Origin of the sequence: Enterobacter sp. RHBSTW-00175 (assembly GCF_013927005.1) — a bacterium.
Taxonomy (GTDB): domain Bacteria; phylum Pseudomonadota; class Gammaproteobacteria; order Enterobacterales; family Enterobacteriaceae; genus Enterobacter.
Window position 1 is genome coordinate 5,360,865 of sequence record NZ_CP055930.1, and the last position, 23,311, is coordinate 5,384,175.

25 protein-coding genes are annotated in these 23,311 nt (G+C 51.9%); 12 read left to right on the forward strand and 13 right to left on the reverse strand.

Annotation, left to right across the window (positions count from 1 at the left end; all coding sequences use genetic code 11):
• Positions 1-3 precede the first annotated feature (3 nt).
• From otsA to HV107_RS25925, 6 genes are all read right to left on the reverse strand, one after another.
• A complete protein-coding gene (gene otsA, locus HV107_RS25900; RefSeq protein ID WP_182061535.1) occupies positions 4-1,428 on the reverse strand; it encodes an alpha,alpha-trehalose-phosphate synthase in 1,425 nt (474 codons plus the stop codon).
• Positions 1,403-2,197: a trehalose-phosphatase gene (gene otsB / locus HV107_RS25905; RefSeq protein WP_182061536.1), complete on the reverse strand. Its 795-nt coding sequence runs from the start codon at positions 2,195-2,197 to the stop codon at positions 1,403-1,405. Before otsB ends, otsA begins: the two co-directional genes overlap by 26 nt.
• Positions 2,198-2,373: 176 nt before the next feature.
• Positions 2,374-3,354, reverse strand: a complete 981-nt coding sequence (gene araH / locus HV107_RS25910; protein WP_182061537.1) for an L-arabinose ABC transporter permease AraH — start codon at positions 3,352-3,354, stop codon at positions 2,374-2,376.
• 14 nt (positions 3,355-3,368) lie between these two features.
• Entirely contained in the window at positions 3,369-4,883 is a 1,515-nt protein-coding gene (gene araG, locus HV107_RS25915; RefSeq protein WP_182061538.1) for an L-arabinose ABC transporter ATP-binding protein AraG, read from the reverse strand.
• A gap of 76 nt (positions 4,884-4,959) precedes the next feature.
• Positions 4,960-5,952, reverse strand: a complete 993-nt coding sequence (araF, locus tag HV107_RS25920) for an arabinose ABC transporter substrate-binding protein AraF (protein ID WP_182061539.1) — start codon at positions 5,950-5,952, stop codon at positions 4,960-4,962.
• A gap of 316 nt (positions 5,953-6,268) precedes the next feature.
• Positions 6,269-6,826, reverse strand: a complete 558-nt coding sequence (locus HV107_RS25925; protein WP_182061540.1) for a DJ-1/PfpI family protein — start codon at positions 6,824-6,826, stop codon at positions 6,269-6,271.
• Between the two features lie 549 nt (positions 6,827-7,375).
• Between HV107_RS25925 and HV107_RS25930 the strand changes: the two genes are divergently transcribed.
• Both HV107_RS25930 and HV107_RS25935 read left to right on the forward strand, forming a co-directional pair.
• Positions 7,376-7,879, forward strand: coding sequence for a non-heme ferritin-like protein (locus tag HV107_RS25930; RefSeq protein WP_182061541.1), 504 nt, complete (start codon positions 7,376-7,378; stop codon positions 7,877-7,879).
• 157 nt (positions 7,880-8,036) lie between these two features.
• Positions 8,037-9,380, forward strand: a complete 1,344-nt coding sequence (locus HV107_RS25935) for an anaerobic C4-dicarboxylate transporter (RefSeq protein WP_182061542.1) — start codon at positions 8,037-8,039, stop codon at positions 9,378-9,380.
• Positions 9,381-9,459: 79 nt separating this feature from the next.
• Here the strand turns inward: HV107_RS25935 and HV107_RS25940 are convergent, their stop codons facing one another.
• Both HV107_RS25940 and azuC read right to left on the reverse strand, forming a co-directional pair.
• Complete coding sequence (locus HV107_RS25940) at positions 9,460-9,711, reverse strand: DUF2766 family protein (RefSeq protein WP_014070732.1); 252 nt, start codon at positions 9,709-9,711, stop codon at positions 9,460-9,462.
• Between the two features lie 107 nt (positions 9,712-9,818).
• The gene (gene azuC / locus HV107_RS25945; RefSeq protein ID WP_014832437.1) at positions 9,819-9,902 is read right to left on the reverse strand and encodes a stress response protein AzuC; all 84 of its coding nucleotides are present in this window, start codon (positions 9,900-9,902) and stop codon (positions 9,819-9,821) included.
• A 214-nt stretch (positions 9,903-10,116) separates the two neighbouring features.
• On the opposite strand from azuC, the gene HV107_RS25950 reads away from it, so the two are divergent.
• Complete coding sequence (locus HV107_RS25950; RefSeq protein WP_182061543.1) at positions 10,117-11,535, forward strand: MFS transporter; 1,419 nt, start codon at positions 10,117-10,119, stop codon at positions 11,533-11,535.
• A 72-nt stretch (positions 11,536-11,607) separates the two neighbouring features.
• Here HV107_RS25950 and HV107_RS25955 read toward each other — a convergent pair whose 3' ends face one another.
• Complete coding sequence (locus HV107_RS25955; protein ID WP_182061544.1) at positions 11,608-12,246, reverse strand: RpiB/LacA/LacB family sugar-phosphate isomerase; 639 nt, start codon at positions 12,244-12,246, stop codon at positions 11,608-11,610.
• A 276-nt stretch (positions 12,247-12,522) separates the two neighbouring features.
• Here HV107_RS25955 and yecR point away from each other — a divergent pair, with 276 nt between their 5' ends.
• Positions 12,523-12,861, forward strand: coding sequence for a YecR family lipoprotein (gene yecR, locus HV107_RS25960; protein ID WP_182061545.1), 339 nt, complete (start codon positions 12,523-12,525; stop codon positions 12,859-12,861).
• Between the two features lie 202 nt (positions 12,862-13,063).
• Positions 13,064-13,561, forward strand: a complete 498-nt coding sequence (gene ftnA, locus HV107_RS25965) for a non-heme ferritin (RefSeq protein ID WP_182061546.1) — start codon at positions 13,064-13,066, stop codon at positions 13,559-13,561.
• 36 nt (positions 13,562-13,597) lie between these two features.
• Here ftnA and HV107_RS25970 read toward each other — a convergent pair whose 3' ends face one another.
• Both HV107_RS25970 and HV107_RS25975 read right to left on the reverse strand, forming a co-directional pair.
• A complete protein-coding gene (locus tag HV107_RS25970; protein WP_182061547.1) occupies positions 13,598-13,834 on the reverse strand; it encodes a YecH family metal-binding protein in 237 nt (78 codons plus the stop codon).
• 71 nt (positions 13,835-13,905) lie between these two features.
• Positions 13,906-14,247 carry a hypothetical protein gene (locus HV107_RS25975; RefSeq protein ID WP_182061548.1) on the reverse strand — a complete coding sequence of 114 codons (342 nt, stop codon included), beginning with the start codon at positions 14,245-14,247 and terminating at the stop codon, positions 13,906-13,908.
• 248 nt (positions 14,248-14,495) lie between these two features.
• Between HV107_RS25975 and tyrP the strand changes: the two genes are divergently transcribed.
• On the forward strand, positions 14,496-15,707 hold the full coding sequence (tyrP, locus tag HV107_RS25980) for a tyrosine transporter TyrP (protein ID WP_182061549.1): 1,212 nt from the start codon (positions 14,496-14,498) through the stop codon (positions 15,705-15,707).
• A gap of 33 nt (positions 15,708-15,740) precedes the next feature.
• Here tyrP and HV107_RS25985 read toward each other — a convergent pair whose 3' ends face one another.
• On the reverse strand, positions 15,741-16,409 hold the full coding sequence (locus tag HV107_RS25985) for a YecA family protein (RefSeq protein ID WP_182061550.1): 669 nt from the start codon (positions 16,407-16,409) through the stop codon (positions 15,741-15,743).
• A gap of 418 nt (positions 16,410-16,827) precedes the next feature.
• On the opposite strand from HV107_RS25985, the gene HV107_RS25990 reads away from it, so the two are divergent.
• The 5 genes from HV107_RS25990 to HV107_RS26010 all read left to right on the forward strand — a co-directional run bounded on the left by HV107_RS25990 (position 16,828) and on the right by HV107_RS26010 (position 21,848).
• Positions 16,828-17,949, forward strand: a complete 1,122-nt coding sequence (locus tag HV107_RS25990) for a branched-chain amino acid ABC transporter substrate-binding protein (RefSeq protein ID WP_182061551.1) — start codon at positions 16,828-16,830, stop codon at positions 17,947-17,949.
• 98 nt (positions 17,950-18,047) lie between these two features.
• Positions 18,048-18,962 (forward strand): ABC transporter permease subunit, encoded by a 915-nt coding sequence (locus tag HV107_RS25995; protein WP_182061552.1) that lies wholly within the window; start codon positions 18,048-18,050, stop codon positions 18,960-18,962.
• Between the two features lie 11 nt (positions 18,963-18,973).
• A complete protein-coding gene (gene livM / locus HV107_RS26000) occupies positions 18,974-20,263 on the forward strand; it encodes a high-affinity branched-chain amino acid ABC transporter permease LivM (protein ID WP_182061553.1) in 1,290 nt (429 codons plus the stop codon).
• Positions 20,260-21,135, forward strand: coding sequence for an ATP-binding cassette domain-containing protein (locus tag HV107_RS26005; RefSeq protein WP_182061554.1), 876 nt, complete (start codon positions 20,260-20,262; stop codon positions 21,133-21,135). Before livM ends, HV107_RS26005 begins: the two co-directional genes overlap by 4 nt.
• A complete protein-coding gene (locus HV107_RS26010; RefSeq protein ID WP_182061555.1) occupies positions 21,132-21,848 on the forward strand; it encodes an ABC transporter ATP-binding protein in 717 nt (238 codons plus the stop codon). The genes HV107_RS26005 and HV107_RS26010 overlap by 4 nt, the downstream gene beginning before the upstream one ends.
• 126 nt (positions 21,849-21,974) lie before the next feature.
• Here HV107_RS26010 and HV107_RS26015 read toward each other — a convergent pair whose 3' ends face one another.
• Entirely contained in the window at positions 21,975-22,670 is a 696-nt protein-coding gene (locus HV107_RS26015; protein WP_182061556.1) for a hypothetical protein, read from the reverse strand.
• An 87-nt stretch (positions 22,671-22,757) separates the two neighbouring features.
• Between HV107_RS26015 and HV107_RS26020 the strand changes: the two genes are divergently transcribed.
• Positions 22,758-23,159, forward strand: coding sequence for a DUF6979 family protein (locus tag HV107_RS26020; RefSeq protein ID WP_182061557.1), 402 nt, complete (start codon positions 22,758-22,760; stop codon positions 23,157-23,159).
• Positions 23,160-23,311: the final 152 nt, after the last annotated feature.

Consider the following 23,311-nt stretch of genomic DNA (forward strand, 5'->3'; position numbering starts at 1 on the left):
GGGTCATGCCAGCTTAGGGAATGTCGCGACTTTTTTTTGCAAACGCTGTTCCGTATCCCGCGGCGTGATACTGCGCAGGTCGCGAATAAAATGCGCCTGCCAGTGGTTGATGTCATTTTTACGGAGTGTTTCCATCATCTCCGCATGACGTGAAATACGCTCAGTAAGCGGCATATTCAGTGCACGATCGAGCGCATTCGCAACATCATCACGATCGTAAGGGTTCACGATAAGCGCAGACGTCAATTCGTTTGCAGCACCGGCAAACTGTGACAACACCAATACGCCAGGATCGGCAGGATCCTGCGCGGCGACATACTCTTTCGCCACCAGATTCATGCCGTCGCGCAGCGGTGTGACCAGCCCGACATCGGCATAGCGGAATACCTTCATCAGGATCTTACGTTCAAAATGCTGGTTTAAATAAAAGAGCGGTGTCCAGCCTAATTGCCCGTAGCGACCGTTAATGCGCCCCGCTTCCGTTTCTAACTGATGACGAATGTCCTGATAGGCCTGCACCTCACCGCGTGAAGTGGGTGCTATCTGGGTGTAGCGAATTTTGCCGTGATGCTGAGGGAATTTTTCCAGCAGCGCTTCATAGGCAAGAAAACGCTCCGGCAGGCCTTTGGAATAATCTAATCGTTCAACCGAAAAGATATTTTTAACATGCTTGAGTTCATTCTTAAGCTGCGCCAGTTTCGGCGGCAATGGCCCCGCGGCCTGCCCGGCGATTTCGTCAGGCTCGATGCCGATAGGGTACACATCAGTATGGAACGGTTTCCCCCACGCGGAATGCGACTTGCCGCCATGTGTTACCAGCCGGGTTTTGCCTGAGACGCTGTCGAGGAATGCCAGCCGGTCATTTTCGGTCTGAAATCCCAGCAGGTCATAGTCACATAATCCTTCCAGTAATTCCTCATGTGGCGGCAACGCGTTGAATATCTCGGGCGTAGGGAAAGGGATATGCAGGAAAAAACCTATCCGATTATTTACGCCCCGTTTTCGCAGCTCTCTGGCAAAAGGTAACAGGTGGTAATCATGCACCCATAAAGTGTCGTCGGGCTCAATTAATGGCAGCAGTTTATCCGCCAACAGCGCATTGACGCGCATATAGCCTTCGAAGGATCCACGCTGAAAATTCACCAGATCGAGTCGATAGTGAAACGCTGGCCATAACACGGCATTCGAGAACTCAGAGTAATACTCTTCGTAATCTTTTTCATTGAGGGCGAAGGATGCCCAGGTGATGTTACCCCGCGTCACTTTCTTCAGGGGTTTATCTTCATTACTGATATCACCGCTCCAGCCAAACCAAAGGCCTCCGGCGGCTTTTAAGGCACCTAACACCCCTACCGCCAGACCCCCTGCACCAGACTTCTTATCATCAGGCGGCGCGATCCGGTTAGAGATGACGACTAAGCGACCCATACTGGCTCCTCCCGCTGTGTTGTGCGATTTGCTGATTAGCGACATCTGTTATCCACTGCCAGACGCTACTGACATTTCCCAGACGCCATCCGGCGTTGGTTTCGCCCGGCCCAACCTTTACCGACATGCCTTTGGCCCGGTTGACGACCTTGAACCCGGCTTCATCTGTCAGGTCATCCCCCACAAATACCGGCGTCCGGTCTTTAAACGGCGCGGTTCCCATAAAGGCGTTGATGGCCGCGCCTTTGTTGATCCCCGCAGGTTTTATCTCGACCACACATTTTCCTGGCTGAAGCGCCAGCTGAGGATGCGCATCCACCAGCGTCTTTGCCAGCGCAAGCACCGCCGCTTCATGCTGCGGTGCCTGACGGTAGTGCAGCGCAAAGGCCATGCCCTTGGCTTCAAGCTCCGTGCCCGGAAGCCGGGCAAGCCCAGACGTAAGCTGCGTGTGCAGCAGCGCAATTAAATCATCCGGGAGAGAAACGATATGGGTTTGGCCATGGATGTCGCGGCGCTCCGCTCCGTGGACACCCGCCAGCGGAAAGCGATAAGGCCTGGCGAGCGCGTCCAGCTCGGCCATTGAGCGCCCTGATATCAATGCCAGTGCTCCCTCATTCATCTGTGAGAGCTGATACAACATCTGAAGAACCGCAGTGGGTATGACCACCTGGTCGGGATGAGGTTTTATCTCGGCGAGTGTGCCGTCGAGGTCAAAAAAGAATGCAAAGTGTCCGGGCAGTACAGGCGGTGCAGTTAACAGGTCAGCCACCCTCTTCCTCCTTACAGGGTTACGTGAGGTAAAACCTTTACCTCATCATTAGCCATGTAAGTATAGACAGTGTGACGTTGCTCGCCATTCAGGAATCCACCGGCCTGGGAAACTGGCCGGTGGGTTAGAGGGTCAACTACAGTTATAAGTTGGGTCGTTAAAAGGCAGGAAATGGCTTATACGGTGCGCTTCGCTTTTTGCTTGTAACGGTCGAAGATAACCGCTGCCAGCAGGATCAGACCACGAACCACATACTGCGAGAACGGAGAGATGTTCAGCAGGTTCATGGCGTTTTCCACCGTCCCCAGGATCAGAATACCGGCCACCACATATGAGATTTTTCCGATGCCGCCTTTCAGGGATACCCCGCCCAGAACACAGGCCGAAATCACAATCAGCTCATAACCGATAGAAGTCATTGGCTGGCCGCTGGTCATACGCGATGCCAGGATAATCCCCGCCGCTGCCGACACCAGCCCGGACAACACAAAGATGATTATCTTGGTGCGTACCACCGGTACACCCGCCAGACGCGCCGCTTCTTCGTTACCACCAATCGCCAGCGTATTGCGGCCAAAGGTGGTCCGGTTAAGCAGGAAACCGAACAGGATAAGACAGGCCACCGTCAGCCAGATTGGCGCTGGCAGACCTAACCAGTTGGCATAACCCAGGGTAAAGAAACGCTCGTCTTCAATCCCGACCGCTTTACCGTCAGAGATGATATAGGCCAGACCACGCACAATCTGCATCGTCGCAAGGGTGGTAATCAGTGCGTTAATCTTGAGGCGCGCAATTACGAAACCGTTCACCAGACCGCTTATCACCCCAAGCATCAGACCGGCAAAGACGCCGATCCACAGGCTTTCGGTCATATTGATGACCACCGCCGTTGTGACACCAGCACAGGCAATCACAGAGGCAACAGACAAATCAAAATCGCCGGACGCCAGGCAGAACAACATCCCACAGGCCACCATGCCAGACATGGAAATCGCCAGCCCAAGCCCCTTCATATTAATGAAGGTGGCAAAGTTCGGGACAAAGAGAGAACAGGCGATGAACAGGGCGGCAAAAACCACCAGCATCCCGTACTGATCCCAGATGCGGCCAAAACTGAAAGCCGACTTTGGTGCTCCAGATGTAGTAACAGAGGACATCATTAACTCCTTACTCAGGCGACAGCCTGGCTAACTTTAGGCATGGCGAGACTCAACGCCTGTTGTTCATTCGCCTGTTCATGAAGCAATTCACCGGCAATTTCACCTTCACGCATCACCACAATGCGGTCGGCAACCCCCAGCACCTCAGGCAGATCGCTTGAGGCGAATAGCACTGCCACACCGCGTTTTGCCAGTTCATAAATCACGTTATAGATTTCGTGTTTTGCCCCCACGTCGATACCACGGGTGGGTTCATCCAGCAAAATGACCTTCATATCTTCCGACAGCCAGCGCCCTAAGATCGCCTTTTGCTGGTTGCCGCCGGAGAGGTTCATGATTAACTGCTCCGCCCCCGGGGTTTTAATATTTAACGAACGGATATGATGATCGGCATTGCTCAACTCCCAGCCATCGTTAATCAGACATCCAGCGCGGATAAACTTACGTCTTGCTGAAATGTTGATGTTGTCGCGCACGGAGTGCACAGGAATGATCCCTTCGGCTTTGCGGTCTTCCGGGCAAAGCATCATCCCTGCCCTGATGGCATGGGCGGGTTTGCGGATATCGACCTGCTCACCATCGATAGTGACCTGGCCTTCGGTGATACGTGTCCCGCCAAACAGCCCTTTCATTAATTCGCTGCGCCCCGCCCCGACAAGGCCGAACAACCCAACGATTTCACCGCTGCGTACAGATAATGAAATCGGCGTACGCACGCCAGGTGCTTTGACGTTATCCAGACGCAGGCGTTCAGGGCCATACTCTCTGGATTTCCAGTGATAAATGTCTCCCAGTTCGCGTCCGACCATCGCTTGCACCAGCTGATCGTGATTGACCTGCTGCATATCGCTAAAGGTGCGCACATAACGCCCGTCTTTGAACACGGTAATGGCATCGCTGAGGGCGAAAATTTCTTCCATGCGGTGCGAAACGTACAAAATAATGCGGCCTTCTTTACGCAGCTCGCGTATCACGCGGAATAAATTTTCAATTTCGCGCGCAGAGAGCGAACTGGTGGGTTCATCAAAGGCGATAATCTTGGCGTTACGCGCCAGCGCCTTCGCAATTTCAACCATCTGCCACTGGCCAATAGAGAGATACTTCAGGGGCGTTTGTGGATCGACATCCAGCCCAAGGTGTTTTAATTGCAGCCCCGCTTCATAATTGAGTAGCGAACGATTTACCACGCCGCTTTTGTGCGGAAGCTGGCCTAAATAGATGTTTTCTGCCACCGTCATTTCAGGGATCAGATGCAGCTCCTGATAAATGATGGCCACACCCGCATTCAGTGCGGCTGTTGTGTCGGCAAATGCCACCTCTTCGCCGCGAATGGCAAGCGTACCGGTGGTTGGCGCGTAGTTGCCGCTGAGGATTTTCAACAGCGTAGATTTCCCCGCGCCGTTCTCCCCCATCAGGGCGTGAACCTGGCCGGCATAGCAATCGAAGCTGATATCGGTCAGCGCGTTTACGCCGGGGAATGTTTTACCGATGCCGCGAAAAGAGAGATACGGTAAGGACTGTTGCATAACGACTCCGTGATTCCTGTAGTGTGTACGTCTGGCCCCTCACGGCGACATGAGGGGCGCAATCACAGCGAATTACTTATGACTTACCACCCAGTCCTTTTTTCGCCAGTTCCTCTTTGAAGTTATCGCGGGTGATCAGCACCACATCGGTCACTTCGGTGAATTTCGGCGGTTCCGCCCCTTTGGTCACCCAGTTGTAGAGCATCTCACTGGATTTATAGCCGTGTACGTCCGGGCTTGGCAGCAGAGAGCCGTAGAAACCGGTAGCCTGGGCTTTAGAGAGTTCGCTCACAGCGTCAACACCGTTGATACCAATACCGATAACGTCTGGTGCTTTGAAGCCCTGACCTTCTGTTGCACGCACACCACCGAGCACGGTGTTGTCGTTCATACCGACCACCAGCCAGTGTTTCACTTCAGGGTGCTGTACCAGCATGGAGTTAGCCGCGTCAAACGCACCCGGGATGTCGTTGGATTTGGTCGGTACTTTGTAGATTTGTTTCTCAGGGAAACCGGCCGCTTTCAGGGCATCCATTGAACCGCTGGTACGGCGGCGGGCAGTATCCAGCTCATCCGCGGTAATGGCCATCACGCCGGTTTCTTTCACGTCCCAGCCGCGTTTTTGCATCTCTTTATAAAGTTCCTGGCCCTGGCGTTCACCGATTTTGGTGGCTGCCATCATGACCAGCGGCACGGTGTCCATTGGTTTACCTTTAGCATTGACGAACTGGTCGTCAACGGCGATGACTTTCATGTCATAGCCACGTGCTTTTGCGGCAATCGCGGAACCGAGTTTTGGATCAGGCGTACAGATAACGAATCCTTTCGCACCGCTGGCCGCCAGGCTATCAATGGCATTCAGGGTCTTTTCACCGTCCGGCACGGCAATTTTAATCACGTCAAAACCTAAATCTTTCCCGGCTTTATCAGCGAATTTCCATTCGGTCTGGAACCAGGGTTCTTCAGGTTGTTTCACCAAAAAACCGAGTTTTAAATTTTCTGCGATAGCGGATTGTGACATAACAGCAGCCAGTCCAACGGCCGCCAGAGCTTTAGTAAATTTGTGCATGGTAAACTCCAGCTTTAGCATTCTTTTCTGTAGGGAATATTTGCGTGCTTCTTATTTAATCGGACTTAAAACAAGGCATTAGCGCTTACCTCGTCATAAGCGTTAGTGCTGGTGATAGTTTTAGCGGGAAATTAATCATCCATAAGAGAGCGCCATCACACCGCAGAATTACAGTAATTGCGTACATAAATTCAGCGGAAAATGACATAAAAACGGCAGATATTGTCGGACAAATGAAAGGCAGTTAAGCAGAATTATCCATAAGGTCAGCTAAGAAATCCCTGTAAGCCGGACGCCATAACGCCCGGCAGGAAAATTACCAGGCGTAATAGATGTGATCCGCGTGATCGCGCACGGGAATTTCGTCGCCCAGCAGACGTGCAGAAAGCGTCAGGGCAAAATCAAAGGCGTGTCCAAGCCCTTTGCCACTGATGAGGTTTTTGTCCTCCACCACCGGCGCATCGACAAATACGCCGTCGCTGACCTGTTGCCATAAATCACCGGAACAGACATAGCGACGCCCCTTCAGCAGGCCATTTGCGCCGAGTACCCGGGCAGCGGCAGAGCAGATTGGGCAGATAAACTTACCGCTTTCATCATGCGCCGCAACAAAACGCAGGACATCCCGGTTTGCCGCCAGATTTACACTCCCCTGTGGCCCGCCGGGCAACACGACGGCGTCATACAGCGTGTCGATGCGTTCCAGCAGCGTGCTGTCCGCCACCATGGGGATATTGTGGTAGCTCACCACTGCACGCGACTCCGCACAGGCGAGCGTGTCCACCTCAATATTCATACGACGCAGGATATCAATCGTAATAATTGCTTCCGCTTCTTCAAACCCTGGTGCCAGCAGCACCGCAACCTTAGCCATTTTCACCTCACCACCAAATAAAAGATAAAACGATGTTTCATTTTTTCATAATGCGCGAGAGCAAACTTACGAGCGGATCACATAAACAGGCATAAGGAAGAAAAATGATCTGGCGCAATTTTTCCATCACATCATATATTATCGGAAAGATATATTGTTTTACCTGTGATTACAGGGATACACATTACATCCATCTACCGGTTATTTAGTTATTGCAACAATCTATATAATAAATAATCAAAACGTTTATTTTCAATGGGTTAATAAATCAACAACTATGTACCCCCATTTAGTTACTTAAAGTATATTAAAATTTGTAATGTAACGTAAAATAAACAGCCTTAAGAGTTTTCTTACTCCTCTGACAAGGGTATGCTTATTTGTATCGAACACAGGACGTGAATATTCGAGCACATTCAGTCAATGCAGAATATCTCTATTCTGCTCTCCATTATCGTGCGTTGATTACGTTGTGCGGTAAGCGTCAACGACCTGCCGAACCTGGTTAAGCAGCGGGCATTCGTGCCCACAGTAAATAAGGATATTAGTATGGCTACCCAAGCGATGATTCAGAAACTTAATGCCCAGATGAATCTGGAGTTTTACGCCTCTAATCTGCATTTGTATTTGAGCGACTGGTGTTCTGAGAACAGCCTCAACGGTACTGCCACCTTCTTTCGCTCGCAGGCGCAAAGTAATGTCACCCATATGATGCGTGTCTTTGATTTTATGAAGCATGTTGGGGCTAACCCTATCGTTAAAGCCATCGATACGATGGAAGACGATTACTCCTGCCTGGAAGACCTTTTCCAGAAAACGCTGGAGGAGTACGAACAGCGTTGCACCACACTAAACAGCCTGGCAGATGAAGCCAAAGCGCAGAAAGACAGCACCACGCTGCTTTTTTTGCAGGATATGGGCAAAGAGCAACAGCAGGATGGCGTGTTGCTGAAAACCCTGGCAGCTGAGATCCATAATGCGAAACGTGCCGGATTGTGCCAGGAACAGACCGACCGCCATTTACTTGATATTGTGAATTACCAGCACCACTGATCCTGTAGCCTGCATCTTCTTCCCGATGCAGGCACCCTTCTCTATTATCAACCCTCTGCTTTTTCTGACATTTAACAAATCAGATCTCGCTCCCAATGAATATCCCTACATCATGTAATGATTTACGTAATTTCATTATCTTTGACGAGGGAGCTTCATGATTACCATCGAGTTTATTGTCATTATCCTCTGCCTGCTTGCGGGAACGCGGTTCGGCGGTATGGGTCTTGGCCTGATAAGCGGTATCGGTCTGTTCGTTTTGTGTTTTGTCTTTGGCCTGCAACCGGGTAAACCCCCGGTTGACGTGATGTTGACGATCCTGGCCGTTATTGGCTGTGCGGCTACATTGCAGACGGCAGGCGGCCTGAATGTGATGATGCAATTCGCCGAGCGGCTGTTACGTAAGCACCCGCAGCACATCACCCTCCTTGCCCCCTTTACCACATGGATGTTGACGTTTTTATGCGGGACCGGGCATGTGGTTTACACTATGTTTCCCATCATTGCCGATATCGCGCTGAAAAAAGGCATTCGCCCTGAACGCCCGATGGCGGTGGCCTCTGTGGCCTCGCAAATGGCGATCACCGCGTCCCCAGTGTCCGTGGCGGTGGTTTCTCTGGTGTCGATTCTTGGCGCGCAACACGGTATTGGTCACGCCTGGGGGATCCTCGAAATCCTGGCGGTATCGGTTCCTGCCTCTCTCTTTGGCGTGGCTATCGCGGCACTCTGGAGCCTGCGGCGAGGCAAAGATTTGGCGGATGACGTGGAGTTTCAGGAGAGGATAAAAGACCCTAAACAGCGTGAGTTTATTTATGGCGGCACGGAAACCCTAATGAATCAGCGCTTCCCGAAACAGGCGTACTGGTCCACGTGGATCTTCTTTGCCGGGATTGCCGTGGTCGTGCTGCTGGGGGCGTTGCCAGAGCTGCGGCCAGCCTTCGACGTGAAAGGCAAAATGACAGCTCTTTCGATGAATCTGGTCATCCAGATGATGATGCTCATTGCCGGGGCCGTGATGCTGGTCGCCTGTAAGGTTAATGCGGCAACCATATCAAACGGCGCCGTATTCAAAGCCGGGATGGTCGCGATTTTCTCGGTATTTGGCGTGGCGTGGATGAGCGATACCTTTTTCCAGGCGCACCTTGATGAGCTAAAAATGGCGCTTGAAGGCGTGGTGAAAAGTCATCCCTGGACGTATGCCATTGTACTGTTTCTGGTTTCTAAGCTGGTCAACAGTCAGGCTGCCGCACTCACGGCGGTGGCGCCGATGGGGCTAATGCTGGGTATCGATCCTAAAATGCTGATCGCTTTCTTCCCGGCATCTTACGGATACTTTGTCCTGCCCACCTATCCAAGCGATCTGGCCTGTATCGGCTTTGACCGTTCAGGAACCACGCGTATTGGCCGGTTTATCCTTAACCACAGCTTCATACTGCCGGGTCTGATTGGTGTGAGTTGCGCATGTGCGGCGAGTTATTTGCTGGTGCAGACGTTCTTTTAAGAATCTCTCCGGGCGACAGTCCTGTCGCCCTTCGACGTTTTTCAGAAAAGTGTTTCTAATTTCAAAACATCGGTTTATTTTAGTGGGACTCACCCTGCGGTGTGAATCGTAACTCGATTAGCGCAATGGCTTTCTGGATAGCACGGAGCGTAACCGGGTCTGCCGCAGCAGGATGGCTGGTGAAATCGATGGTTTTCAGTTGGCTGGACATTTTTTCGCGCACTTCAACCGGCGCAATCACGTCCAGCACATCAAGGATTTGTTTGATAACCAACTGACATGCAACGACGTCAGACACCAGTTCCTGATCGGCGCTCAGGTTTTGAGACATAGGCTTTCTCCTTATTTAAAGGTAGCCATAGTAACAAAACGTAGCCCCTTTCATCTCCCTCTCGTCGTTTACAGGCATAAAAAAACCTGCCGAAGCAGGTTTTTCCATCAGAACATAGCACCCGGTGGTACGTCTTTAAATGTATTGCAGTAGTTAGCCCACATGCTTTTCAGGATTTTGCGCAGTTTCATTGTGATGCTCCGGTAATTTGTTATGCAGGTGTTATTGTCAATGCGCTTATAATATGACCATCGTCACATAAATCAATATTTTCGTGACCTCCATCACAATTGTAAATCCACCAGTGCTACCAGTTTGTTAAGAAAAATCGCGGTAAATCCGTAAGTTACGCACCTATAAATTCCAGTAAATTTTTATAATTTTTTTTGATACGGCAGGAAGAAAATGAGTGAAAACATAACCGGCAAAGAGAGTCGGGGCTTGTCGCCTGCGGCGCTGTTGGTTGCCGGTGCTTTCTTTATGGAGTTTCTTGACGGTACGGTTATCGCCACGGCACTGCCGGACATGGCAAAAAGTTTCGGCGTACAGGCGGTTGACCTTAATATTGGTATCAGTGCATATCTGATTACGCTTGCCGTGCTGATCCCCGCCAGCGGCTGGATTGCCGACCGCTTCGGCGCTCGCAAGGTATTCGCCCTTGCACTGGCTATCTTCACCCTGGCATCGGTATTTTGCGGCCTCTCGACTACGGTGGATCAGTTCGTTGCCATGCGCGTGCTTCAGGGGATGGGAGGTGCGCTGATGGTGCCCGTCGGCCGCCTGGCCGTTTTACGCACCACACCGAAACACCAGCTTATTACCGCTATCGCCACGCTGACCTGGCCTGCGCTGGTTGCCCCGATTATCGGCCCGCCGCTCGGCGGTTTTATTACCAGCTACGCCGACTGGCGCTGGATCTTTTTCATCAATGTCCCACTGGGTATCGCCGCTATTATTCTGGCGCTGAAGATCATTCCCGACCTTCATGAAGATGCCCGTCGGCCTTTTGATTTACCGGGTTTTGTCGCCACAACGGTGGCTATGGTAAGCCTGGTGTACGCGATGGAATCCATGGGTGGTCAACACATGCAGGAGGGGCTGACGCTGCTGCTGTTAGCCATCGGCTCCGCCGCCCTGACGTTCGCCCTGCGCCATTTCCAGCGCGCGCAGTGGCCGATGATCAGCCTGGACGCAATGCAGGTGCCGACCTTTCGGGTCACGATGTACGGTGGCTCGCTATTTCGTGCATCAATAAGTGCCGTGCCTTTCCTGTTGCCGCTGATGTTCCAGGTCGGGTTTGGCATGGATGCGTTTCATTCCGGCCTGCTGGTGCTGGCAGTATTTGTCGGGAATCTGACGATTAAACCCGCAACCACACCACTCATCCGCCGTTTAGGGTTTAAACGCCTGTTACTGATTAATGGCGCATTAAACGTGCTGGCGCTGCTGGCCTGTGCGTTTCTTACCCCGCACACGCCGGTCTGGCTGATTATGCTGATCCTCTATCTGGGCGGGGTGTTCCGCTCGATTCAGTTTACGGCCGTGAGTACGCTGGCTTTTGCCGATATTCCGTCGGCTCAGATGAGCTACGCTAACACCCTTTTTTCCACTGCCACGCAGCTTGCCGTTGGGCTGGGCATTACGCTTGGTGCAATTGGTATCCGTATTGGCGAAAAAGTCAGTGATGCCATCGGGATGACGGCGATACCCGGCATCAGCTTCAGGCTGGCATTTGTGGTTATCGCGATCATTTGCCTGGTGGGGATGTTTGATACATTACGCCTGACCAAAGATGCAGGCAGCGCAGTGTCGGTGAAGAAATAAAAAAGCCCGATATTGCTTATCGGGCCTGTGATACGCACTGTTTATCGGCCGGATCATCCGGCCGACACGGGATTAGCCAACAATCCCGCGAACAAAGGCTTCAATCTCTTTGTCCTGGCAGTTTTCGAAGAAGCACTGCTGGAAACGCTGGCCGGATACGGCGGTTTTCACCAGCTCAGGATCGATAGCGCGCAGAGTATCAAGATAATTTTCTTTCACCACCGCCGCTTTCACCTGGTTCAGGATCCCGGCGTTACGCACCTGTGGCTCTTTACGCTCTGGTGGGTAGCCTTCACCTTTACGGCCAGTAAAGGCTTTTTCGAAGATGAAGCGCACGTTCAGTTCGGCACCCCAGCCAAAGCCTTTAGCAAATGGCAGTGACAGCGCGTTACCGTTGTTGATCTGTGAAAACAGGAATGCGTCAGCCGGGTCAATGCAATACCCGCAGATAACGCCCGGATGAATGTTCAGGGACATCAGCGCACCCTGCCCTGTACCGCAGCCGGTCACAACGAAATCCACGGCTTTGGAATTCAGCAGAATGCTCGCCATAATCCCCAGGTGGATGTAGGTCAGATGATGATCGTTTTCATCACTCATCCCGACGTTATACACCGGGAAGCCTTTCTCATCGGCAACAGCGTTCAACTCGTTAAGGATGATGGCATTTTTACCCGCCTGGCTGTTTTCCATCATCAGTGCAATTTTCATCTTTACTCTCCTGAATGCGTTGCGGGGTAGCCCGCCGTGGATACCTGAAGACATCACCTTACTATCAAATAAACACGCTTTCAAATTAAGTGAAAACTTGTTTTAAAAAACAGAATGGCGCTCACAAATTCGAGGTGATTCGGCGCGAAACATGCGCCTGTGGCAGGTGTGTTGTACTCCGTTGCAAAGAGAAAGGGCAGTTTGTCTGGCTATTCCTGGCATTGCGCCAGGCATCTGCGGTTAGGATAACGTATCTCCATCTATTCAGAGCGATATATGAAAAGAGTATTCGTTGCCGCTACGCTCCTGTTACTTGCGGGTTGTTCTGTCACCCGGAAGGCCGAAGTGAGTAACCTGGATGCACCAAACGGGATAGTCCGTCTCGACTACGGTCAGGCAATGCTCCAGAACGCCCATTACGATGACTACGTCACTAACGGCACCGCGGCAAAAGCCTGTCAAAGCATGGGTTATGCCACTGCCTCAGCCTACGGCCAGCCGATTAAAACCTGTACCCTGATCAGTGGTTCACTGTGCCTGAACGAAAGCGTTACCATCCAGTACAAGTGCATGGGTTATGCCGTTAATCCAAATAGCGCTAATCCCTGGTATTAATCCTTACTGCCAGTGCTGACTGGCAGTATATTCAATTAAGAACAAAAACAATTCTCATTAATAAATATAAAAAGCGCCAATGCGTTTTATTCCCATTCGTATTTTTAATAAAAAGTTATTTATTTTACTTTTTGCAAATAATTAAATAACAAATTATAGTGGCGCTCATCGTGAACCAGAAATAATAAACCGGAGCTGCACCATGCTGAAAACTGAAATGATCGACAAGCTCAATGCTCAAATGAACCTTGAACTGTGCTCATCCCTGCTCTATCAACAGATGAGCGCCTGGTGCAGCTATCACAGCTTTGAAGGTGCGGCCGCGTTTCTGCGCCGTCATGCTCAGGAAGAGATGACGCACATGCAGCGTCTGTTTGATTATCTGACAGATACGGGCAGCCTGCCGCGCATTGCCACCGTTGAGTCACCATTCGCGGAATACGCTTCGCTTGATGAACTGTTCCGCGCCACCTACGAACACGAGCAACTGATCACCCAGAAAATTAACGAACTGGCGCACGCAGCAATGACCAGCCAGGATTATCCGACCTTTAATTTCCTGCAATGGTATGTTGCCGAGCAACACGAAGAAGAGAAGCTGTTTAAATCCGTGCTGGATAAATTATCTCTGGCGGGTAAATCCGGTGAAGGTCTTTACTTTATCGATAAAGAGCTTTCAACTCTCGATACGCAAAATTAAGATCATGCGGAGCTGAATATTCAGCTCCGCACTGTTTTAATGACGGCAAATTTTACTTTCGTGTGTTGAAAATCCTTCCGCAGCCGGAATAAACTTGCCGCGCGCCGCCAGAAATGCCACCAGCTCACCCGCCGTCATATCTTCTGCTGAACAGGTATGAAAACGTTCTGCTTCGCCAAAACGCGCCTGAATAGCCGCAACCAGGCTTTGCTCTGTGTACTGTTCGCCAGACTCAACCATCATATTGAGCACTTCATGTCCGTGGATCGACATTTTTACCCCCTCTGAAAAGAAGTCAGCAGACTATACGTTCCAGGAGAAATACGCCTTGCGCTGGCGCAGGTTTACATGCACCCCGCGCAGCTGGTACAACGCCAGTCATGTGGATTAACGGCCTGGTAGAAGTAACGATAATTTGCCGTTTCCAGCGGTACACCGGCATCGAAGAAGAGATCGGTCAGCCACTCGACATTTTCGATGATCCAGTCATCTTCCGTTAGCCCCTGGGCAAAGGTTTCATCTTCCGGGTCAATAATGGAATAAATGGCCCAGGTGCCCATGTCTTTGTCCTGCCGGGACTCCGGCAGCGTCAGTGCTTTATCCTGCCAGCTGATAATCCAGTGTCCGTGACAGAGTAAATTACCGCCGCGACTCCAGGCTGCCGTGAATGGATTTGTCCCCGCCATTGCCCCTCACTTTTTTTGATAATTTATCTTTACTGTTTAAGGTACGCCTGATTTTCGCGCGATAACATTGCCCTTATGAAGTAGGCAGAACCCCAAAAAGGATCAGTGAGTTGCCCAGGTTTAAGCCCGCCGGGCAAAGCGTAAACTAATGATTACACCACTTGTAACGGTGATTTGACGAGATAGCGCTTTTCCCTTACTCTGCGCCGCAGATTTTGTCGCGATGTAAGTTCGTTGTAGAGGAAAGCGTGAAAAACAGAACCCTGGGAAGTATTTTTATCGTCGCTGGCACCACAATTGGCGCAGGAATGCTGGCCATGCCGCTGGCGGCGGCAGGTGTCGGATTCAGCGTAACGCTGATATTGCTGTTCTGCCTGTGGGCATTGATGTGCTACACCGCGTTATTACTGCTGGAAGTGTATCAGCACGTTCCCGCTGATACCGGCCTGGGGTCACTTGCGGCACGCTACCTGGGGCGCTACGGCCAGTGGATAACCGGATTTAGCATGATGTTCCTGATGTATGCCCTGACTGCGGCCTACATCAGCGGTGCCGGGGAGCTTATCGCCTCCAGCGTCAACGACTGGTTCGGCACCGGCATCACACCAGCCACCGGGGCAATTTGTTTTGCCCTCATCGGCGGCGGCGTTGTTTGTGTGGGCACATCGCTGGTTGATCTGTTCAACCGTTTCCTGTTCAGCGCCAAAATTCTGTTTCTGATCGTAATGCTGGTTTTACTGGCACCGCATGTTCACAAGGTTAACCTGCTGACGCTGCCGCTGGAAAAAGGGCTGGCGCTTTCCGCTATTCCGGTGATTTTCACCTCGTTTGGTTTCCACGGCAGCGTGCCTAGTATCGTCAGCTACATGAATGGTGATATCCGCAAGCTGCGCCGCATCTTTATGATTGGTAGCGCCATTCCGCTGATTGCCTATATTTTCTGGCAGCTGGTGACGCTGGGCAGTATTGATTCTTCAACTTTTGTTGGCCTGATGGCCGAACATTCGGGTCTGAATGGTTTCCTGGTGGCGTTGCGTGACGTGGTGACCTCTTCACACGTTGAGCTGGCAGTGCATCTGTTTGCCGACCTGGCGCTGGCAACATCGTTCCTCGGCGTGGCGCTTGGCCTGTTTGACTACCTGGCCGATCTGTTCCAGCGTCGTAACACCGCTGCCGGGCGTATTCAGACAGGGGCAATCACCTTCCTGCCACCGCTGGCGTTTGCGCTGTTTTATCCGCGTGGTTTTGTGATGGCGCTGGGTTATGCCGGTGTGGCGTTATCCGTCCTTGCCCTGCTGCTGCCTTCCCTGCTGACATGGAAAAGCCGCCAGCAGCATCCGGAACAAGGCTACCGGGTTGCGGGTGGTAAACCGCTGCTGTGTATTGTGTTCGCCTGCGGTGTGGTGGTTATTCTGGTGCAGTTTTTGATTGCAGCAGGGCTGCTGCCGGAAGTGGGTTAAAAAAAAGGGGCTACCTGGTAGCCCCTTTTTTTATCAGTGCAGACAGCAGCTTTTAAACTTCTTGCCGCTACCGCACGGACACGGATCGTTGCGCCCAACTTTCGCGCCATTTACGACCGGTTTTTGTGCGACAGGCTGCTGCGGATTCTCGACCCAGTAGTTGTACAAACGCAGCGCCGCAGGCTGGATGCCCTCAATACTGGCGGTGTATTCTTCTTCGGTCAGTTCATCCAGCTTGTCGCTGTTCTCTTCGGTACCGTGCAGAGCAATCACATCCAGATCGGCTTTCAGCTCTTGCGGTAATGATGACCAGTCGGTCAGCGCCACACCGCGCATGTAGCCGTAGCACCACTCTTCAACCACCGTGTAGCTCTGACCATCCACATCGTTAAAACCAAACATCGGTTCAAACTGTTCCGGATATTCGCTCAGTCGCTCGGCAATATCGTTCATATGCTTAAAGCAAAGGTCGATAAAGCGGTTCATTTCGCGATCGTTTTTCCAGCGTGGGATATATTTTTCGCCACCCCAGACAGCCACCAGCCATGCATCGGGTTCAACCACAACAGGGCCAGAAAGGACTGCGGTGAGCATACCGTCCAGTTCAGACACGTCGATAACTGACGCATCTTCATGCCCGTAAGAGATTAATGTCTCTTCCAGCCACGCCATTTCGCCTTCATTTAATGGGCCTTCCGTCATCGCTGACACTCCTGATAAAAAAAGGAAAAGATCCTGGCATATATCGCACGCCATGCCTATCTGAAGTTTAGGTCTTTATTGGTGCAAAAAAGCACAAACCGTGACCATTGCACAACTTATGGGCATTCTTGTTAACGAGATGTGATCTCCGCTGTAATTTCATTGCGTCCCGCAAGGCGGCGTAAAACGGCACTCTATACTCAAACATGTCGCAGCCCGGTCAATGGGTTAACAATTCTGGCAACTATTTTGCTTGTTGTTTTGCGCGCGAATTTTGCGCAAGGAACCCTCGCCGTAATAAGCAGTATGTTGTCGTGTTTAGTGCATTTTGTTCTCGTTTTTGTTTTTGGATTGGCAACGCCGTCGGGCGTTCGGGCTTTAACCTCGTGCAAAAACCTCTTCGCTAAGGAACATAATAATGTCGCTGAAATTTATCAGAAGTCCTCTTTCTCTTGTGCTGGCAGGTTGTCTGGTGACCGCATTCTCCGCCCAGGCGGATATTGTTATTGGTGTCGCCGGACCGTTCACTGGCCCTAATGCCACGTATGGCGATCAGTACTGGCATGGTGCCACACAGGCAGCAGAAGACATTAACGCCGCAGGAGGGATCAACGGTGAGAAAATTAAGCTGGTTCAGGGCGATGACGCCTGCGAGCCTAAACAGGCCGTTGCGGTTGCTAACCGATTAGTCGACCAGGATAAAGTCAAAGCCGTTATTGGCCATTTTTGCTCCTCCTCAACCATGCCCGCCTCAGAGGTGTATAGCGATGCGGGGATTATTGCCATCACCCCTGGTTCAACCAACCCGCTTATCACTGAACGCGGCATGAGCGATATGTTCCGCATGTGCGGACGCGATGACCAGCAGGGTCTGGTTGCCAGCGATTTCATCATCGATAAGCTGAAAGCCAAACGGGTCGTCATCATTCACGATAAAGATACCTACGGTCAGGGGCTGGCAGATGCCACCAAAGCCGCGCTGGCAAAACGCGGTGTCCAGGATGTGATGTACGAAGGTTTATCGCGTGGTGAAAAAGACTTTAACGCCCTGGTCACCAAAATTGGTGCCCAGAAGCCAGACGTGGTGTTCTTCGGTGGCTGTCACCCGGAAGCCGGCCCGCTGGTGCGTCAGATGCGTGAGCAAGGTGTACAGGCCAAATTCTTCTCTGGCGACTGTATCGTCAATGAAGAGATGGTGACCGCCGCAGGTGGGCCGCAATACACCAACGGTATTTATATGACCTTCGGTAAAGATCCGCGTCTGATCCCGGATGGCAAAGCCGTTATCGAGAAATTCCGCGCAGGCAAATTTGAACCGGAAGGTTACACCCTTTACTCCTATGCCTCTGTGCAGGCCATTGCTGCGGCATTCAAAGCGACCGGTGGTACGGATTCCGCCAAAGCCAGCGAGTGGCTGAAAGCCAACCCGGTTGAAACCGTGATGGGTAAAAAAGCCTGGGACAGCAAAGGCGACCTGAAAGTGTCTGACTACGTTGTGTATCAGTGGGATGACAAAGGGAAATATAAGGAAGTGCAGTAACAGGACGGAGTCACGCTCAACGCCGGCAGGTCTTCTGCCGGCGCGAAATAAACATCAGGCTGCGCGGTTCGCGCGGCCTTTATAAAGAGCGCGCTAAGATGAGTACATTCTTCCTGCAACAATTAATCAATGGCCTAACGCTCGGTTCTGTCTATGGATTGATCGCCATTGGTTACACCATGGTTTATGGCATTATCGGCATGATTAACTTCGCTCATGGCGAGGTGTATATGATTTCGGCCTATCTCTGCGCCATCGGCCTGGCGCTGCTGTCGTTCTTCGGTTTGCAATCGTTCCCCCTGCTCATTCTCGGCACACTGGTCTTTACCATTGTGGTGACGGGCGTGTACGGCTGGACGATAGAGCGCATTGCGTATAAACCGCTACGCAACTCCACCCGTTTAGCACCGCTGATTTCCGCCATCGGGATGTCACTCATCCTGCAAAACTACGCGCAAATCAGCCAGGGGCCGCGTCAGCAAGGGGTTCCCACTATGCTTGATGGCGTGCTCCGTTTCCATCTGGGTGATGGTTTTGTCCAGATAACCTATACCAAAGTCTTTATTCTGGTCGCCTCGTTCCTGGGAATGCTGTTGCTGACCTGGATAATCGGCAATACCCGCTTAGGACGCATGTGCCGCGCGGTTCAGCAGGATCGCAAAATGGCTTCGATCCTCGGGATCAACACAGACAGGATCATTTCACTGGTCTTTGTGATTGGCGCGGCAATGGCAGGCCTTGCCGGGGTGTTGATCACCATGAACTACGGCACGTTTGATTTTTACGCCGGGTTCGTCATTGGTATTAAGGCTTTTACCGCAGCGGTACTTGGGGGAATAGGTTCATTACCAGGCGCCATGCTCGGCGGGTTGATCCTCGGCGTCGCCGAAGCGCAGTTCTCCGGGATGGTGAACTCGGATTATAAAGATGTGTTCTCGTTTGGATTACTGGTGGTTATCCTGATTTTCCGCCCACAGGGACTGCTTGGCCGCCCTGTCGTGGCTAAAGTGTGAGGGAGAATGACATGACATCACACGCTGTGTCGTCTGACGGTTTCTCATTGAAGCGCTGTATCCTGGATACGATTTTCTCAGGCATGGTTGCGCTCATCATTTTCGGCCCGATCGTGGGTGTTGTTCTGGATGGTTACAGCTTTAACTTTGCGGGGCCCCGGCTGGCGTGGATTGTCGCCATCGTCATGGTCGGGCGGTTTATGCTCAGCGCCTTTTTAGGTACTCATGCCGGGATGCGTTTCTTGTCCCGTTTTGAAACGGATAACGCGGGCGTTTATGTTCGCCCGGCAGATTATAAAAGCCGGATGCGCTGGATTATCCCGCTGGTTATCGCGCTCGCCGTGTGCTTCCCCTTTGTCGCCACAAAGTACGTGTTGACCGTTGCCATTCTGGGCCTGATTTATGTGTTGCTCGGTCTTGGGCTGAATATTGTGGTGGGTCTGGCGGGGTTGCTGGATTTGGGGTATGTCGCCTTTTATGCCATTGGCGCTTATGGCCTGGCGCTGGGGTATCAGTATCTTGGGCTGGGTTTCTGGTCCATGCTGCCGCTTGCCGCACTGATGGCCGCCGCCGCGGGTGCCTTGCTGGGCTTTCCGGTGCTGCGAATGCACGGGGATTACCTGGCGATTGTGACACTGGGGTTTGGAGAGATTATCCGCCTGATCCTCAATAACTGGCTGTCGTTCACCGGTGGCCCGAATGGTATCTCCGCCCCGCCGCCGACCTTTTTTGGCCTGGAATTTGGACGGCGCGCCAAAGAGGGAGGCGTCCCCTTCCATGAGTTTTTCCACCTGACCTATAACCCGAACCTGAAGTTTATCTTTATCTATGCAGTCCTCTTCCTGGTGGTGCTTCTGGTGCTGTACATCAAACATCGTCTGACACGGATGCCGATCGGCCGGGCATGGGAAGCGCTGCGCGAGGACGAGATTGCCTGCCGTTCAATGGGGCTAAATCATGTGCTGGTGAAGCTCTCGGCCTTTACTCTGGGTGCGTCCACCGCCGGGATTGCCGGGGTGTTCTTCGCGACTTATCAGGGTTTTGTGAATCCCACCTCGTTTACCTTTTTTGAGTCGGCGCTGATCCTCGCCATTGTGGTGCTGGGCGGTATGGGTTCGACCGTGGGCGTGGTGCTTGCCGCCTTTGTGCTTACCGTCACGCCGGAACTGTTGCGCAGCTTTGCGGAGTATCGCGTTCTGCTGTTTGGCATGTTGATGGTGGTCATGATGATCTGGCGACCGCGCGGCCTGATCCGCATTAACCGCAGCGGTTTTGCCGTACGTAAGGGAGTCGCGCCATGAACGGAACGATCTTAAGCGTTGAACATCTGATGATGCATTTTGGCGGTATTAAGGCGTTAAACGATGTCAATCTGGAGGTACAACGCGGTTCGATAACCGCCCTGATTGGGCCGAACGGTGCGGGTAAAACCACGGTATTTAACTGCCTGACCGGGTTCTATAAGGCATCCGGCGGCAACATTATGTTCAACACCCGCAGTAAAACCACCAATGTGATTCAGGTGCTGGGGCAAAAATTCCAGCCAGGCGACTGGATAAACCCGACGCAGTTGGGGCAGCGTCTTTTTTACAAGATGTTCGGTGGAACGCATCTGGTGAACCGCGCCGGGCTTGCCCGCACTTTTCAAAATATTCGGCTATTTCGGGAGATGTCGGTAGTGGAAAACCTGCTGGTCGCGCAGCACATGCAGGTAAACCGTAATCTGATTGCCGGTGTGCTTAATACCCCTGCCTATCGCCGGGCGGAAAGTGCAGCCCTGGACCGGGCCTTTTACTGGCTGGAGGTGGTGGATCTGGTGGATTGCGCCAACCGGCTGGCGGGCGAGATGTCTTACGGGCAGCAGCGTCGGCTGGAAATTGCGCGCGCCATGTGCACCGGGCCAGAGATGATTTGTCTGGACGAACCTGCCGCCGGGTTGAACCCGGTTGAAACCCGCACGCTCAGTAAAATCATCCGTTTTCTGCGCGATCATCACCAGATAACGGTGCTGCTGATTGAACATGATATGGGGATGGTGATGGAGATTTCGGACGACATTATTGTGCTCGACCACGGTGATGTCATTGCTCAGGGAAAACCCGAGCAGATCCAGCACGATGAAAAAGTGATTGCCGCTTATCTGGGCACCGATGAGAGCGAGGTCAATATATGAGCGAGGCAATGCTGGAGTTTCGTGAAGTGGATGTGTTCTACGGCGTGATCCAGGCGTTAAAACAGGTTTCCTTGCAGGTTAACCCGGGGGAAACCGTGGCGCTGATTGGCGCGAACGGCGCGGGGAAATCCACTCTGCTGATGTCTATCTTCGGGCAGCCGCGCATCAGAAAGGGTCAAATCCTGTTTTGCGGGGATGATATCAGCCACCAGTCGACGCACTTCGTTGCCGCCGGCGGCATTGCACAGGCACCGGAAGGACGGCGTATTTTCCCGGATATGACGGTGGAAGAAAATCTGTTGATGGGGACTATCCCCATCGGCAATCAGTATGCCGCGCAGGATATGCAAAGCATGTTTGATCTGTTCCCGCGTCTGAAGGAGCGCCGCAAACAGCGCGCGATGACCATGTCCGGCGGGGAGCAACAAATGCTGGCCATCGCCCGGGCGCTGATGAGCCGTCCCAAGCTACTGCTGCTGGATGAACCGAGCCTGGGGTTAGCCCCTATCGTGGTGAAACAGATCTTCCAGACCCTGCGCGAACTGGCCCGCAACGGGATGACCATTTTCCTGGTGGAGCAAAATGCGCATCACGCGCTGAAGCTCTCTGACCGGGGTTATGTGATGGTCAACGGGCAAATCAGACTGAGCGGCAGCGGTGAGGAGCTGCTGGGGAATCAGGAGGTAAGGAAGGCTTATTTGGGCGGGGCGTAGCGATGCCTTAACAGGTGATTTCTTGCTGGTGATACCCGGATTGAGTTAATAGCCCTTCGCAAATCATGCAATGGGCTATCTCTTCAGTGGTGATAAAATGCAGGGCAGTGAATCGTCTTATTGCAGTCAGCTACGACTATGCCCTTCACGGTTAAGCAATGTCTCAGGGAATAGCGAACTTGCCACGCCAATTAACAGATATTCCAGAAACGTTAATCTTATTGGGCCAAATTCAGGCCATATACCTGTATTATTTTTGTTCCATGCTTTACACCAGAACCAGATATCCTGCTTTAATTGCGGCCGTTCCGCTGGATATGAAACAAACAGGCTTTCCGCCCAATGCTGATATTTTAATGTGACATACCTTGCATCGTGGCCTGGTAGTACAGATGCACTCAGATCCCCAATATGGTACTGGTAGTTATCCCCCCAACGGGCGAATTTATCTTTAACGCGAGCCACATCCTTTATATTGGCAGACACAGGGTTACTGCGTCCTTTGGATTCAGCTTTACCAATATAGAGCGGGATGACATCATCATTTTGACGTGTAAACATCATATAGATAAGACCATCATACTGTTCACTGTTGTGTTCAATATCCTTCAGCAGAATATTTGTTTCAGCAATCACCCGCGCTTCCATCGATTCACTTCGCGAGAGAATGCTTCTGGATAACGTCTTCCCTACCTGCCGGACGCGCACGATAGACTCATGGTCCGTATCGAACAGAAGTGTGCTGTTTTCTGTTATTTTCTGGTTGTGGCAGAAGGCATCCCATAATGCTTTACGTCGTCCAGTTACCTGCGGTTCTGTCATCTTTTTTGTTACCCTTACAAGCCCCTCACTTTTCATCAGATGATATCATCGTTAGATCCAGCAATCCGATGCAAGGCATAATCAATAATGAAAGCCAGTCAAAGTAGCTACGGCGTTATTACCCTGAATGCGGTAGAACTTATCAGGCAGCGATTCACACCTGTCGAAGCATGGAGCCAGGCGGTCGCAGGAAAAGAGAAAGCTTGCCCTAAATCAGCATTCCTTGGGTTATGCCAGTTTGGCTGGGTGAAAGATGTTCCCGCCGGAGAATACCTTTCTACGCGGGCATTAGCCGGGCCGAATAAGGATTATACGATCCGGGCAGCCCAGCTTTTGCTTGCAGAACCAGATGCAGATTATACCCCTCAGGCTTTGTGGACACTGAGCATAGCTGACTGTAGCCAGTTGCCAGCCAACCACAATCAGCAAATGAATGTCGTGCTTGCTCTCAAAGAGGCGGGATTGCTTATCGAGGGGACCGTGCCTTAGCAGGCGCGTACATGACATGAATTTCAGATACAAAAAAACCACCTTTCGGTGGTTTAACGACACTGCTTATCATTGATTTTATTCTTTATTTCCCATGGTAGCCGGAGTGGGACTTGAACCCACACAGCGCGAACGCCGAGGGATTTTAAATC